This is a genomic window from Thermaurantimonas aggregans, from assembly GCF_003851885.1.
Taxonomy (GTDB): domain Bacteria; phylum Bacteroidota; class Bacteroidia; order Flavobacteriales; family Schleiferiaceae; genus Thermaurantimonas; species Thermaurantimonas aggregans.
In genome coordinates, this window is sequence record NZ_BHZE01000015.1 from 18,414 (window position 1) to 33,609 (window position 15,196).

The following is a 15,196-nucleotide window of genomic DNA, read 5'->3' on the forward strand; positions in this document are numbered from 1 at the left end:
ATCCTGATACACCTTTGCAGGAGTAAAATTTTACAGGAAAATCATTGTACATCTATCCGAAGACTTTAACCGATATCCTCGAGTTTCAGGCAATAGCTGAACACATCAGCCAAAAGTGTGTACTGAGTAAAGCTGCTGAAGCCTTGCGACAGATTGCGCCCCACACCGATTACCAACAGTTGCAAGCTGAAATCAATGCCGTTCAAGAAGTAATGCTTCTGACAAGTCGCACTTCCGGCATTCCTGCACTCGGCCACGAAGATTGCACTAGGGCTTTTAAAATTTTGAAAACCGGTAGCGGTACGGTGGATGAAAAAGGCTTCTTGGCAATTCGCCAGCTGTGCGAAGCTTTTGAAAATGTTTTTAAATTTCTATTTCAAAACAAAGAATTAGCCCCAATGCTCTGGAGGCTGATCGAGAAACGCCCGCTTGAGCCACAAATTATAGCATTGATTGACAAGGTCTTTGACACTCGAGGAAATATAAAATCTTCTGCTTCACCTCTGCTGGCCTCCATAAGAGAAGAGCTCCAACGCAAAAGACAGCAAAGCGATAAATTGTTTTATAAAATCGTCCATCGCTTAGAGTCAAGCGGCATACTTGCTGACTTCAAAGAATCGGTGCACGAGAATAGGCGCGTACTTGCTGTTCTCGCCAGCCATAAAAATAAAGTAAACGGCATCTTTCACGGCAGCAGTGGTAAAAATATGGTCGTCTTCGTTGAGCCACCTGAAACGATTGAAATCAACAATGAAATAGCCCGATTGGCTGACGATGAAAGGCGCGAAATCCTCCGAATTCTAACGGAGCTCACGTATCAACTCTCGGTTTACTATCCCGTGCTTTCGGAAATGGAGGAAATCCTCGTGCACCTGGATACGTTGAAAGCCCGCGCTGCTTTTGGCATCGAAATCGGGGGCTGTATGCCTCAAGTGACGGAGTCACCTGCTGTAATAAAAATTGTAAATGGGTATAATCCGGCACTCTTGCTGCACAATCGGCAGCGAAATAAACCTACTGTACCACTCACCATTGAGCTCAACCGCCACCAACGGGTCATGGTAATTTCAGGTCCGAATGCGGGTGGAAAATCGGTAGCCATGAAAACCGTTGGGCTGCTGGTACTAATGCTCCAAAGCGGCATTCCGATACCTGTGGCTCCAGAGAGCAGTTTTGGTTTGATACACAGCATTTTTGGCGATATAGGCGATGCGCAGAGCATTGAAAATGAACTCTCTACCTACAGTTCGCGCTTAAACAAAATGAAGCACATCCTCCGAAGGATGGGCAAAAAGTCTCTTATCTTAATTGATGAGTTTGGAAGTGGTAGCGATCCTGAGTTGGGATCGGCTATTGCTATGGTTTTTTTGGAAGAAATTCAAAAATCTGGAGCGTTAGCGGTTATTACTACACATTTTAATAAAATCAAAGCTTTAGCTGCCCAGCTTTCGAATGTGCAAAATGCTTCCATGCGATTTGACAGAGAAACGCTTCAACCGCTTTATCAGCTTCACATAGGTGCACCAGGTAGTTCTTACACCTTCGAAGTAGCTCAAAATGTGGGCATCCCTCGAGAAATCATCGATCGAGCCAAAGAGAAACTCGAAAATTCGACCGTCGAAGTAGACCGTTTATTGGTAAGTATTCAGCAAGAGAAGCAAAACCTCGAGTTACAGACAAAACAATTGGAAAAACGACTTGAGGAACTTTCACATCTAAAAGAAACACAAGAAAAGAAGATCCATCGCCTGGAAGAAAAGCTTGAAAAGCAAAGCGAAATCAACCGCCAGCAAAGCGAAAAATTGATGTGGGGCAGCCGCTTTAGTCAGCTGGTTAACATGTGGGAGCAGAATCCTACACCGGCCAATAAAAAAATTATAAGTCAGAAATTCTGGCGGCTTCTGCAGGAAAAGGCTGCTGAAAACAGCAAAAAACGCGAGGCAGAGGCTACAGAAAAAGCTGAAACGAGGTCAAAAACTCTTAAAAGGCTGCTCAATATACCTGTAAATGTAGGAGATCAGGTAAAATTGCTCGAAAATAACCTGATCGGTCAACTCGTAGATGTGAAAAAAGACAAGTACCACATAAGACTTGGCAATATGGTGGCTATACTCGAAAGAAATCAATTTGTACCTCTCTTTAACAAAAAGAAAAAAGCTGAGAAACAGAAACCATCGTCCAAGGAAACTCCAGCTACCGATACTTAAGTAAACAACACCAGAAAATCACCAGATTGCAGTTCGATGGATTGACCGGATTTGATTGTGCGCTTTTGGTCGGTCATCAGGTCGGTCCAGTCGCCGTATATAATTTCAAGGTCAGGAACTGTTGCGGGCTCTCTTCCCAAGTTGCTGATTACAAGGACTTTTTTATCGTCTATTGTGCGCATGTAAATGTAGAGGTCTTTAAACTCACCGTTGTCGAGCCGCAGAAAGTCGCCTGTGGGACAAGTGGCTGCCACTGCCGGATGCTTGACAAAGAGTCCGAATACTTTTTTATAAAAATCCGTAAGTTCGTAATTGCTCCAGTTTACCGGATCGCGATCGAAAAAGTTCAACCGCTTGTTTAAGGCTGCTTCTTGGCCTGTATAAATCATAGGTACTGCATTGGGTAGAAAAGCCATGGTTACAAACATCGCTTTATGGAGATTGCCAAGCCTTTCGAATTCAGTACCGTTCCAACTGTTTTCGTCGTGATTGCTGGTAAAATACATCCGCTGCATGTTTTTTCGGTAGCTTTCGCGCTGTTGTGTTTCAAGGTAGTTGTCGATCGATTCAGCCGTTGAATCTCCTGCTGCTATTCGATTCATAATGTGGTGCAGTGTCCATCCGTAGGTTGCGTGAAAATTTTCATACAATTCAATGCCTTCTGCCTCGGCTAGTAGGTATAGAGGTTTAATCTGCTGAAGTTCCTTAAAAGTTGAAGCCCAGAACGTAGCTGGTACCATTTCAGCCACATCGCAACGGAATCCATCAATGTCAGTTTCGAAAATCCAGAATTTCATTTCATTCTTCATAGCCTCTCTCAATGCCGGGTTGCTGTAGTTCAATTGAGCTACATCGCTCCAGTCGGGTATAGGTGAGAGGATTTCTCCTTTTTCATTCTGCTTGTACCAGTCCGAATGTTCAGTGATCCAAGGGTGGTCCCAGGCGGTGTGATTGGCTACCCAGTCGAGTATCACGCGCATCCCGAGTCGGTGCGCCTCATTGACCATGGCTCTGAAGTCGTCGAGTGTGCCGTATTCTTCGCTTACTTCACGGTAGTTGGCAATGCTGTAATAACTGCCCAACTTGCCTTTTCGGTGCAATTTTCCAATGGGCTGTACGGGCATAATCCACAGAATTTTCACATTCATCTCGGCCAATCGAGGTAGGTGAGCCTTAAAGGCGTTGATTGTACCTTCAGGAGTGTATTGTCTGATATTGACCTGATAAATAGGGGCGCTCCTTGCCCATTCTGGCAGTTCTAATCCTTGATTTTTACAGCTATCATCAGTTTTTTCCTGAACATTTTTGTTTTTGCACGAAAAAGTAGATAATGTAAGGAAGCTTAAAAACGATAGGTAAAAAACAGACTTTTTAAAATCCATAGCTCTGCGGTTTTCGAGAATCAGTGTTTACACTTTAATAAAGTGACGGATTAAAAACTTGTCACAAACTAATTACAAAATTTCTTTGTACTGACAATTTATTAGCCAATGATCAGAAAAGTTGACCTGCGAAGTGACACCGTTACACGTCCGACCCCTGCCATGCTACAGGCCATGATGAAAGCCGAAGTGGGTGATGATGTGATAGATAAAGACCCTACCACCCAAAAACTCGAAGAAATGGCTGCCTCTATATGGGGATTTGAAGCCGCAATATTTTGTCCATCAGGCACTATGTGCAATCAAATTGCCATCATGGCACATACACAGCCTGGGGATGAGGTGATCTGTCATCGACTCTCACACATTTATTGGTACGAAGGCGGAGGTATAGCCGCTAATGCACACTGTAGCATTCGGCTACTCGATGGTGAGCATGGCATCATCTCTCCTGAATCGCTTGCTCACAATATCAATTCTATAGATGACCATCACGCGCGTTCAGCCTTGCTATCGCTCGAAAATACGGTGAATAAAGCTGGGGGCACTTGTTACACAGCAGCACAAATACGCGCCTTAGCCGATGAAGGTCACCGCTTGGGACTAAAAGTGCATCTCGATGGTGCTCGAATTTACAATGCATTGATACACAACAACGAACAGCCGGCAGACTACCATCGCTCGGTCGACTCCATGAGTATTTGTTTGTCTAAAGGTCTGGGCTGTCCAGTGGGGAGCTTGCTCCTTGGTTCAGTCGATTTTATCACAAGAGCTAAGCGCATTCGCAAGCGATTGGGCGGAGGGATGCGACAGAGCGGTTTTTTGGCTGCTGCCGGGATTTTTGCTCTTGAAAACCACATTCATCGCCTTGCTGAAGACCATGAAAGAGCGCGTAAATTGGCTGATGGACTTAAAGCCTCGAGTTGGGTTTCTGAGGTCGTTCCTCCTCAGACAAACATCGTCCTTTTTAAATCTAAGAAAAATCCGTTTGAGATGGCTGAAAAACTTGAAAAGCATGGAATTCGACTCATCTACATGGGTCAGGGATGGCTACGCCTGGTTACACATCTCGACATCACTGACGATGATATCAAATATTGCTTAGAAGTTTTCTCTACCCATGATTTGGATTAATCTCGAAAAAACATATAGCATGGCATTCTTTGCTTTAATAGATTATCAAGTTGAAACTATTTTATTCCTTTTCCAATTGACTTTTATATTAAGTAAATAAATATTCTTCACTCTTTGTAAATATTTAAAAACTAAAAACTTCTCCCAAAGAAACTTCTCATTATTTTTGAACATTCTGGAACTATTTCGATATGAATACTTGCATGCAATGTCAATACACTTTTGAGGGGAATTATTGTCCAATATGTGGCACACAAAATAATGTACCAAAAATCACCTTTCGATATTTGATTACAGAAGTATTAAAAGTTTTTATGCTCGAAAAAGGAATCTTCCTCACGATTCGCGACTTTTTGATGGCGCCGGGCAAATCTGCGCATATTTATTTATATCGGAACCGAAAAAAATATGTCTCCCCAATCATCTTTTTGTTGGTCACATCGCTCATTTACTCGATTGTCAATAAGTATTTTCATGTAGAAGAATCTATAATGGTCGATGTGCAAATAGATGGTTTTGATGATCGTGCCATTAAATTTACAAACCAAAGTATGAAATGGATACAAGATAATTATGGATATGCCAATTTGATCATGAGTTTTTTTGTGGCCTTTTTTACATGGATAATTTTTAGAAAAGGCAATTTAAATTACTTCGAAATTTTATCTGTTTTATGCTATTTTTAAGGAGTGGGTATGTTGTTTTTCACTATTTCGGCACTGATAAAAGTCTTCGGAAAAATGGATTTGTTTTCCTATATTTCTTTTTTTATGTTAGTGTATGTTTCGACAGCAGTAGCCTCAGTATATCGACCCCTTCGGATATCTTCTTATTTCAAAGCATTTGCAGCATATCTACTCGGTTTTATATTTTTTTATATTTCCTACATATTTGTCTATTTTTCACTACATGCCGCGTAATAGAGAAAAAATTAACCATATGTAAATTAAAAAACAGATTTTCGCAGTATGAAAAAGTTATTGAGTTTTTTAACACCGCTAATTCTCTTATTTTCTTGCACTTCTTCCAAAACAGCACTTCAAATTACTATGGTAAAACACGAGTGCGGAGGTGCCTTTGGGCAGGCTTTGGCTACTGAAGCCATCGCTCAGAAAGGTGAAGTTTTTTATGTTTCAAAAAACAACGCATCGCCAAAGCCCATTAAAGTATCCAAAGACAATACTTTGGTAATAAATGGTGCTAAAGGGGAAGTAAAAATCTACATAGCAGAAAAGATTCTTACGGATGTGGAACTGGCAAGTGAAACGTGTGACCGGTGGAGAAAAACACCCGATGCCTCTGTCACCTTACAAAAAGGAAAGCATATTGTCCCTGTGTATTTCGAAGTAAGATGTAATCCGTGCATATTGCCAAAACCATAACTAAAAAACATTGAATCTATCAGTAATTAAAGCGAAAGCAACTGATATATTGCAGTACAGGGCACTTATTACTTCTCAGCTTTCTCATTTTTTGGAATTCAGTGATTTACCAAAAAATTAATTGAAATGAGAAAGTTGTGCATTGCTTTATTAATGCTTTCTTTTTTGTATTACGGGCAAATTAGTTATCCGACCAATGGATTGCTTGTCCACATTCCAATAACTTATGCTACGGCTCAAAACCTTGTGAATAATATTACTCCATTAATTTCCAAGACACTGTTTAATACCAATCACACGGGTATAGCCAATGATGCTTTACGGTTTTCAAGTACAGGTTCTGTTTTCACGTATATTACTCAGGTGATGAATCAAACCTCCAAGAGCAGGAGCTAACAATGGCTCTGTGGTTTATGTCAGATTCGATAAAACAAACCAAACCTTTTTCACTCTTATGGAACTTCGTCTATCGTTTTTCTTGCGATTTAGAATCGATGGAAAAATTCAATATGGATATAAAAATCAGCATGTGCCTAAAATATCATGTGACGAATGTTTCTCCCGGTAGTTACGATTCAATTTTTGTAAAAAAATGGAATGGATTTAGCAGTTACAACGTTTCTCGATACTGTACAATCTACGGGGGCAATTCGACGTATTTTAATGCTTTTTCTCAATGGACAAATAATAGACTAAAAAGTAATAGATGGAGCATCAGCCATCTTAAATCATGAAAGTGAATATTCTTCACTCGCTATAGGATCACGCCTACTAAACAATATAATGACACTTTAGAATAGCAAAGTTGACAATATCTTTTATTGCAACAGGAAACTATCCATTCAGGAGATTCTGAACTTATACAACAGTAATTTTCTGCAGGTTCAAGAGAGAGCTTTTGCTACTGCTCGCATATATCCTGATCCGGTTACATCCAAAATAAATATTTTTTACGATGGTTTAGTAACATCGTGTAAAATTTACGTTTTAACCGGAAGATTTATATCACACAGTGATAATGTCAATAGCGATGAACTTTCTAATGTGACGGAATCAGTTAAAAGTAGATCATATTTTATTGAGATAATTGATACTTAAAATCGATTATTTCGACAAAAGTTTTTAAAAAATTAAATGTTTGTTGATAAAAAAAAACCGGGAAACTCCCGGTTTTTTTATCCTTAAGTTTATTGATTTTGCAACGATAAAAATTGAAAACAGGCGGCAAAGTTTTCCATAAATTTTTTAGTGAGCTCAAAGTCTGTTGGTTCGGCGTGCGCTTGATTTTCGGTAAGGAAGTCGATGTATCCGCTGGGCCCATCAAACATAGTGCTTGCATTCATCAAAAGTGTGATTTTATATTTTTTTCCTGCCTCAAAAAGATAACTCCTATCAAAATTTACGGTGCTTGTTCTCAACAGAGCATTAGTACCGGGATGGTACGAACATGGGACCGCTGGATTGTAATCTTTAGCTCTAAGCTCCATGAGTACAAAGCGGTATTGCATGTTCCAGTTCCAGTGCATATTAAAAAAGGCGCTCAATGGGTGCTCTCTTGGAAAATCGACTGGATTTTTTGAATTAGCTATGCTGTCCAGGCCCGGAAAAAACTCAAGCCTGCTGTAGGTGCCAGGCTGAATCTGCAGTGTTACACTTTGGTGTTCAGGTTCAAGCATTCGCACGAGTGCAATTACAGAATCAGTATGCCCGTGTGAACCGTTTTCTTGAAGAAACTTTACATGACTTACGTAAAACTTCAGCTCTTGAACGTTGATAGTTCTATTATCAGCTAATTTGAAATCCGCATTCATGGCTACTTCAGAAGTGCCGTTGAAGAGTTTAAATTCAATTGTTACTTCAGCTAAAGGTGGTTTTTGATCTGGATTGTCTTTTTTACAAGACCATATCCCGACAACTAATAAGATTGAAAAAGTGAGAATCTTTTTCATTGTGGATCGATGTAGAGTTTGTTAAAGATGTTTCGCATACTATCTTGTGACGAGAGTGTGAAGGAGGTTCCACCAACTGATGGGTTTTGATAGAGATTGTAAAGATTGATCACACTATCGATACCAATATAGCACTCAAATACTATTCGATTTTGATTGTCGATGTTGAAATTCTTGAGCTGAAAAAGATTAACCGGCTTGAAGTTCTGTAGGTTACGCACTCTAATACGGAATGGTTTGGTGCGTAAGGTAGAGTCGGTTACTGAGCTATCCGTTACAGTTCCTGTCATTTGAAAAAAGTCATAGCCGGCATCTTTTTCCCAGATTGAAGGATTAGCCAGTGGGTGGTTTTCAGGATAGTTTTCAGGGCGTGAACCATAATTTACAGCACTATCAAGACCCAAAAAATAACCGTATCCACCATTGGTATAAATGCCAGCGCGCATATAGCCTGCCGGTGTGATGCCAGAGTAAGTTGCCGTAAAGAAATGCTTATTTCTCAGCAAAGTATCGGTATAAAAAGTATCCGTACCAGTGGTTACGTAAAAATTTGAAAACAAAACGTGAATTGATTGAATGCGCACATAGGTATTGTAATCTGTCATGAATACTGTGTCGGGCGAAACAATTGTTCCCCTGTAGAAAAATACTGGACCTACATAGATGTTTCTGCGCTCGTATTGGAAGTTCAGTGTTTCCTTGATGTCTTTGTTACATCCAAAAAAAAGTATACCCAGCAGAGCAACTAAAATTTTCCTGGTCATGGATTTATTTTGTTGAAAGACAAATGTACTATCTCAACAAACGAAAAGAAAGGTGTATTGCTTCGGAAAAGGTCAAAATGCATCAGATTAAAAAAACAGCACATTTATCAACAGATAATGTATGTAAAATTCATCTACTCTGAGGAATGTATTCCCGGTTTTATGATTTTTGGCTGTTGAAAGGGTTCGCTCTGCTCAATGGCATCCATGATAAGCTTCATAATATTTTCAGGAGTATCGTTGTAATCGATGTTTAAAGGAGGTTTGATGGTAACCTTGAGCGTTACACCTTTCTTTTTGATTAAGAGTCCTTTTTTGTCAAATGCTCTTCTAAATCCGTCGATTACTATAGGTATTACTATTGGCTTTGCGATTTTAATGATTTGGGCTGTTCCCCTACGACCAATGGCATAGGGCTTAGTTGTGCCTTGTGGGAAGGTGATCACCCAGCCGGATTGAAGCGCTTTTATGATTTTGTCTATGTCGCGAGGGTCTACTCCACGGCTTATTTCCTTACCTGCCTCGCGCCAGGTGCGCTTAATGGACACTGACCCGGCATACTCAAAGATTTTGGGCAGCAGCCCAGCCTTCATAGTTTCTTTAGCCGCTATGAAGTAAATGTTGAGTTTAGGATTGAAAATAAACCATGGAAAATTTATGCGATCAAAAACGTTGTATTTGGCACAATTAAATACATTGTACAAAAAGGCTACATCTGCAAAATATGTTTGATGGTTGCTCACAAAAAGCACGCCTGTTTCGGGCAAATCCTTTAATATACGAGAGCCTTGAATTTTGTTTTTAAACAACACATTGAAGCGAAATTGGGTGATAATGCCAAAGACAAAAATCACCAGTCGCTTAATGAGGTATGAATATCCAAAAGGGTCTCGGAATTTCAAGTTTTATGAGATTTAATACAGAGGACAAAGCTACATTTTTTCAAAATTTCGAATAAAACTTTTGATGAGCATGTGAATTTCAGCCAATACCATAGCAGTAGCTCCCCAAATAATGTGACCAGATAGCTCTATTGCCGGCACTCTAAGATTAAACCCCCTGACATCAACTGAATGCAATTCAAAACATGGCTCTTGTGCTAAACGTTCCAGTGGCAAATACACTACGTCGGCCACTTCGTTTGGATCTGGATAGCACTTCACAGCAGTATCACATTTGTAGGCAAAAGGATACATTAAAAAATTGCTCGGAGGTATGTAGAGCTCGGTAAGTGGTGTGAGCAGCTGTTTTTCATCAACTGCTATACCTACCTCTTCATACAGCTCGCGAAGGCTGGTCTGAATGAGTGATTCGTCGCCGTCTCTTCTGCCCCCGGGAAAACTGATTTGAGCCGAATGAACTCCTGCATATTCCTTTCTTTTGATGAGTACTATTCGGTATTCATCCGAATAAACTCTTTCAAATACCACAGCTACCGCTGAAATTTTTGGCCGTATTTGAAGCTGATTGATTTCAGAAGCCTTTACCCTACCCTTGAGAGCGACAAGCTCATGAGCCGCTTCGCCGGGTAATGTGGGTCTTGCCTTTAGAAATTCAAGAAAAGATTCTTGCCAATTCGATTGGCTCATGGGAGCAACTGAATGACCACTTTAGTTTTTACAAAGGCATCTGTGCCGGTCATTTGATTGTATTGCTTGCTAATGGTTTCAAATTCTGACTTTACCAGCAGTCCTGAGGCAGGGTCGAGGTATGTCTTACCTGGAGGAGAAGTTTCGTCGCCTACTACTTCCGTGTCGAGTTCCAATAAGCCGTTTACTACACCGGCTACTGTGTACATAATTTGAAACTTCGAGTTTCTAAAAGTGATTTCGTTCATCCAGCTGTCGCCTATGCGCACAGGTCTGCCGGGTAATTCGATGAAGATGTTGCTGAATCCAGCAGCAAAATCGTTTCCGTCTGGGGTTTGAATTTTGGGTCTTTTAGTCACTTTACCTGTCTTGGTCAGTTCAAATTTGTATGTTTCCTGCAGTAGCGAGCTCATAAACATGGCCATCATCCCGCCTCTGCCTTCGGATATGGCATCCTTGCGATCGCTGTCGTAATCAATGCTCCAGCGCGGATTTTCTTGTTTAAACTTCATGCGAAGCAATTTTATGTCTGCTTCATAGCCTTCATTTGTTGATTTTGTGACGGTTACGCTTTGGTTGAAAAGCAACTCACCTCTAAAAATACCACTTGTCAGGGCTTCATCCGAGTACCCATTTGTGAGAAGTTGATTCGAATATTTGATGGTTTGGCCCTCGTTTAGCCTGAGCAATAGGCTGTTATCGCTTTTAAACGAAAGCAAGGACAGCGCGATAACTGTGGATGTAATGAATTTTCTCATCTTAAAAAATTTCATTTAATAAAAACAATCGAACATGGCTCGTCTGTTTAATTGCGGTATTGAATTCATCATTGAAATGTCGACAAGTGATAAAGATGAATACGTTGATAAAAAATCTCTTGCAAAGGTAGGGGTGTTTGGGCTTTTGTTTTTAGTGATTATCAATTTGATTTTTTATAACAAAAAACACATTAGTACTTCTCCTGACGCAGTCCATTTTACCCAATCGGCTTGGATTTATTTTAACAACATTCGTTCGTACTATTATCTAAAATCAGTGGATTCAGCCTCTGGTTTTGAAATATACAAACACCGAAAATTCACCGCATCGCTTGGGGAGAAAGACTTAAATATCCGATTGATTGTGTCTCTTCGTGAACAAATGGCTTTTTTGTATCCCGAATTCCCTCAAATCAACCAGAAACTCGAGAGCGCTCAAATCCTTACATCACGAGATACAATACAACTGTTTCCTGCGGATGCTTTTGAGATGAAAGAGAATTTCATTAGGCTACTGCCAGCTGTTGAAGGGGGAGAGTCTCTTCAACTGTTTTTAAATGGACAGGTGTACACTAACTCAATCTATGCCAATAAAAAAGCCAGGAAATACCTGGCACAGATGATTTATGATTACTTAAAGCTTACTTCCGGTCGATGATTAGAGCCTAAGCGTCTGGGCTCGGTCGGGTCCAACGGAAACAAGGGTGATTTTCACACCTGTCTGCTGTTCAATAAAATCAACATATTGTCTTAATTCGTATGGTGCATCCTTGTAGTCAGTAAGCTTCGTGATATCCATTTTCCAGCCCGGTAGCTCCACATACACGGGTTTAAGAAATTGCTCGTCGGGTTGGTAGGGTAAGTAATCGATTTTTTCGCCCTTGTACTCGTAGTGGGTGGCCACTTTGATGGTGTCGAAAATGCTGAGCACATCGGCTTTCATCATCATCATTTCCGTAACGCCATTGATTTCAATGGCATATTTTAGGGCAGGGAGGTCAAGCCAGCCGCAACGGCGAGGGCGACCTGTGGTAGAGCCAAACTCTCTACCTTGCTGGCGAATGAGCTCACCCGTCTCATCGTGGAGCTCGGTGGGAAAGGGTCCGCTGCCCACACGTGTAGCATAAGCTTTGAAAATACCGATCACCTTTCGAATTTTAGTGGGCGGAATGCCCAATCCATTGCAAGCTCCTGAGGCTGTGGTATTTGAAGAAGTTACATACGGATAGGTGCCAAAATCGATATCTAGCATCGAGCCTTGTGCACCTTCCGCAAGTATGCATTTACCAGCCTTCAGTTCGCGATGCAGATAGTGCTCACTGTCAATGAGTTGTAATCTTTTGAATCGCTCGATGGCATTCATCCATTCTTCTTCGAGCTGTGGCAGATGTGTGTAATCGAAAGTATAGTTGTTGAGCAATTGCTTGTGTTTGGCTACCAACTGATTGTACTTGTCCATAAAATAAGGAAGTTCAATATCGCCAACGCGTATGCCGTTTCGACCGGTCTTGTCCATATAAGTCGGACCTATTCCCTTAAGGGTAGAGCCGATTTTGTTTTTGCCCTTCGAAGCTTCAGAGGCAGCATCGAGTAAGCGATGTGTTGGCAGTATGAGGTGTGCTCTGCGCGATATTAAGATTCTTTGACGGGCAGTAGGGTCAATTTTTTCAAGGGTTTCGAGCTCTTTTAAAAAGATTACCGGATCGATGACCACGCCATTGCCTACGAGATTGATGGCATTGGTGTGAAAGACGCCCGATGGGATGGTGTGTAGTACGTGTTTAACGCCTTCGAATTCAAGGGTATGGCCTGCATTCGGACCTCCCTGAAAGCGCGCGATGATGTCGTACCCTTTGGTCAGTACATCCACGATTTTTCCTTTGCCTTCATCGCCCCACTGAAGGCCGAGTAATACGTCTATTGCCATGTTTGGTCTGATTGATGATGTGTTGATGGATTATTGTTCAGGTTTTTCGGGTGATGTTCTTTGAGCGTAGAAGTAAAGTGTGTGGCTCATCACCTTCACGCCAAAAATTTCTTCTACCGTGTTGCGAATCAATTGGATACGCGGGTCGCAAAATTCGATGATTTCACCAGTATCTTGAATGATGATATGGTCGTGTTGTTTGTTGAAATACGATTTTTCGTAAAAACTTTGATTTTGACCGAATTGATGCTTGCGTACCAAATTGCATTCGAGCAGCAGTTCGATGGTGTTATAGAGTGTGGCACGGCTTACTCGATAGTTTTTGTTTTTCATGCGCACGTAGAGTGTTTCTATGTCAAAGTGTTCGGTATTGACATAGATTTCTTCTAAAATCGCATAGCGCTCTGGAGTCTTGCGCTGCCCTTTCTTCTCCAGATATTCGGTAAAGACTTTTTTTACCGTTTCGAATTGTTCTTTTTTAACGTCCTTGCTGTGCATACGGAGCAAAAATATTGAATTGCAGGCGATGGATTGCCTCATCTGAATAACATCAAACGTATTTCTTTGTGTTTCTACGTTCTTAAGGGAGCGTACTTTTGACCCCGGGGCTCGTACAACAGATTCCCAAAGACTACCTTAATGATTCTATACTTCTTAAAAAATTTTGCATTTCTACTGTTGCTCAATGTATTGATAAAGCCGATCTGGGTATTTTTTATCGACATACCCGTGCAAAATGCTGTAGGACATGACATGTATGGCATGTATTTCACAGCCTTCAACTTCGCTTTTATCTTTTCTATAATTTCAGATATGGGTTTAAACCATTTTAACAATATTCATTTGGCTGATAATTCGCTTCAAAAAGAGTTTTCATATGCTTCTGTTTTGCCATTAAAGCTACTTTTTTCTCTCTTGTATGTTTTGATAGCAGTAATTTCTTCAGCAATTGTTTTCAATGATCAAAAAATTATCTTTATAGTTTTCATTTCTTCGATTTTTCATTCACTTACGAATTTCATTCTCTTTTTGCGTACATATTTATCATCTCACATGCAGTTTAAAAACGATTCTTTTTATTCTATATTGGATAAAATTATTTCGACAATAATACTAGGTTTTATTTTGTATTTTTTCCACTCAAATACCATTTCAATTGAAACGTTTTTATATGTGCAAATACTATCACTACTTTTTAGTGCCATACTTTTGATTACACTATTGAAAAAACATTTGAATTTTACCTTTCGGAATTTTTCTTTAAACACTTACTGGTTTAGAGAGGCACTTCCCTATACGCTACTCATTTTTGTGATGGGAATTTACACAAGAGTAGACAGTACGTTGATTCAACTCATGACAGAAGGCAGATTTACAGGCATTTACGCTGCCAGCTTTAGAATTATTGATTTTCTATCGCAATATGGATATTTGTCGTCAGTAATATTGCTGCCTCTTTTTTCCAGTTTAAAAGCTGAGCAAAACGAATCAAAAAAATTGCTACAATCCATTGTTTTAATCATGATTTTTACTGGGTATGCAATAACTTTTTTCTTTATGTTCATATCCAATAAAGTCATCTACATTTTATACAAAGAAGACACAAGCAAAATCACCGAAATTTTCCAATTGCACTTAATCGCATATCCATTTATAATTTCAAATTTTGTTTTGGGATCTTTTCTGACTGCTTACCGACAAATCCCATATTTAATTCGCATTTCAATAATTGCTGCTTTTTTCCAAATACTTGGAAATTATTTTCTCATAAAGTTATACAATATTAATGGTGCATCTGTTGGTATGATTCTCACAAACGTATTTATCTTTTTCGCTCAATTATACTATATCATTGAAGTGTATAATCTCGAAAATTCATTTACTAAAAGAATTCAAATTTTAGTCGTTACAGGATTAGTTGTTTCATTGTCTTTCTTTTATTTGGAAGTAGGTTTTAAAGTTTTAACGATCGTCTTTGCAACAGGGGGAGCTGTTTGGATTTACAAGATGCGCAATGAACTGTCACAAGCAGTTTTGGACAAGCCATTTTTTAAACTAAGGCAATAAAAAAGCAAAAAGTATTTCATGACGTTTGTAGGTTTGG

Annotated in this window: 16 protein-coding genes; 8 read left to right on the forward strand and 8 right to left on the reverse strand. The window is 40.0% G+C overall.

Annotated elements, in window-relative coordinates; genetic code table 11:
* The first annotated feature begins 44 nt into the window (after window positions 1–44).
* Entirely contained in the window at window positions 45–2,207 is a 2,163-nt protein-coding gene (locus tag EIP89_RS07770; RefSeq protein ID WP_124398109.1) for an endonuclease MutS2, read from the forward strand.
* On the opposite strand, the gene EIP89_RS07775 is transcribed toward EIP89_RS07770, so the two are convergent.
* Window positions 2,204–3,589: an alpha-amylase family glycosyl hydrolase gene (locus tag EIP89_RS07775; protein ID WP_124398110.1), complete on the reverse strand. Its 1,386-nt coding sequence runs from the start codon at window positions 3,587–3,589 to the stop codon at window positions 2,204–2,206. The genes EIP89_RS07770 and EIP89_RS07775 overlap by 4 nt on opposite strands.
* 108 nt (window positions 3,590–3,697) lie before the next feature.
* On the opposite strand from EIP89_RS07775, the gene EIP89_RS07780 reads away from it, so the two are divergent.
* From EIP89_RS07780 to EIP89_RS11760, 5 genes are all read left to right on the forward strand, one after another.
* Window positions 3,698–4,723, forward strand: a complete 1,026-nt coding sequence (locus EIP89_RS07780) for a threonine aldolase family protein (protein ID WP_124398111.1) — start codon at window positions 3,698–3,700, stop codon at window positions 4,721–4,723.
* 287 nt (window positions 4,724–5,010) lie between these two features.
* The gene (locus EIP89_RS07785) at window positions 5,011–5,409 is read left to right on the forward strand and encodes a DUF3667 domain-containing protein (RefSeq protein WP_160160561.1); all 399 of its coding nucleotides are present in this window, start codon (window positions 5,011–5,013) and stop codon (window positions 5,407–5,409) included.
* Window positions 5,410–5,691: 282 nt separating this feature from the next.
* Complete coding sequence (locus tag EIP89_RS07790) at window positions 5,692–6,105, forward strand: hypothetical protein (RefSeq protein WP_124398113.1); 414 nt, start codon at window positions 5,692–5,694, stop codon at window positions 6,103–6,105.
* 126 nt (window positions 6,106–6,231) lie between these two features.
* Window positions 6,232–6,501, forward strand: a complete 270-nt coding sequence (locus EIP89_RS07795; protein ID WP_124398114.1) for a hypothetical protein — start codon at window positions 6,232–6,234, stop codon at window positions 6,499–6,501.
* Window positions 6,502–7,017: 516 nt separating this feature from the next.
* The gene (locus EIP89_RS11760) at window positions 7,018–7,203 is read left to right on the forward strand and encodes a T9SS type A sorting domain-containing protein (protein WP_503827245.1); all 186 of its coding nucleotides are present in this window, start codon (window positions 7,018–7,020) and stop codon (window positions 7,201–7,203) included.
* An 89-nt stretch (window positions 7,204–7,292) separates the two neighbouring features.
* Here EIP89_RS11760 and EIP89_RS07800 read toward each other — a convergent pair whose 3' ends face one another.
* The 5 genes from EIP89_RS07800 to EIP89_RS07820 all read right to left on the reverse strand — a co-directional run bounded on the left by EIP89_RS07800 (window position 7,293) and on the right by EIP89_RS07820 (window position 11,165).
* Window positions 7,293–8,054, reverse strand: a complete 762-nt coding sequence (locus EIP89_RS07800; RefSeq protein ID WP_124398115.1) for an MbnP family protein — start codon at window positions 8,052–8,054, stop codon at window positions 7,293–7,295.
* Window positions 8,051–8,818, reverse strand: a complete 768-nt coding sequence (locus tag EIP89_RS07805; RefSeq protein ID WP_124398116.1) for a hypothetical protein — start codon at window positions 8,816–8,818, stop codon at window positions 8,051–8,053. The genes EIP89_RS07800 and EIP89_RS07805 overlap by 4 nt, the downstream gene beginning before the upstream one ends.
* A 134-nt stretch (window positions 8,819–8,952) precedes the next feature.
* Complete coding sequence (locus EIP89_RS07810; protein ID WP_124398117.1) at window positions 8,953–9,720, reverse strand: lysophospholipid acyltransferase family protein; 768 nt, start codon at window positions 9,718–9,720, stop codon at window positions 8,953–8,955.
* 30 nt (window positions 9,721–9,750) lie between these two features.
* Window positions 9,751–10,407: an NUDIX hydrolase gene (locus EIP89_RS07815; RefSeq protein ID WP_124398118.1), complete on the reverse strand. Its 657-nt coding sequence runs from the start codon at window positions 10,405–10,407 to the stop codon at window positions 9,751–9,753.
* Entirely contained in the window at window positions 10,404–11,165 is a 762-nt protein-coding gene (locus EIP89_RS07820) for a hypothetical protein (RefSeq protein ID WP_124398119.1), read from the reverse strand. Before EIP89_RS07820 ends, EIP89_RS07815 begins: the two co-directional genes overlap by 4 nt.
* Window positions 11,166–11,199: 34 nt before the next feature.
* Between EIP89_RS07820 and EIP89_RS07825 the strand changes: the two genes are divergently transcribed.
* Window positions 11,200–11,823, forward strand: a complete 624-nt coding sequence (locus EIP89_RS07825) for a hypothetical protein (protein WP_124398120.1) — start codon at window positions 11,200–11,202, stop codon at window positions 11,821–11,823.
* On the opposite strand, the gene EIP89_RS07830 is transcribed toward EIP89_RS07825, so the two are convergent.
* Window positions 11,824–13,092, reverse strand: coding sequence for an adenylosuccinate synthase (locus tag EIP89_RS07830; protein WP_124398121.1), 1,269 nt, complete (start codon window positions 13,090–13,092; stop codon window positions 11,824–11,826).
* A 30-nt stretch (window positions 13,093–13,122) separates the two neighbouring features.
* Complete coding sequence (locus EIP89_RS07835) at window positions 13,123–13,590, reverse strand: Fur family transcriptional regulator (protein WP_124398122.1); 468 nt, start codon at window positions 13,588–13,590, stop codon at window positions 13,123–13,125.
* 141 nt (window positions 13,591–13,731) lie between these two features.
* Here EIP89_RS07835 and EIP89_RS07840 point away from each other — a divergent pair, with 141 nt between their 5' ends.
* The gene (locus EIP89_RS07840) at window positions 13,732–15,159 is read left to right on the forward strand and encodes an oligosaccharide flippase family protein (protein ID WP_124398123.1); all 1,428 of its coding nucleotides are present in this window, start codon (window positions 13,732–13,734) and stop codon (window positions 15,157–15,159) included.
* Window positions 15,160–15,196 lie beyond the last annotated feature (37 nt).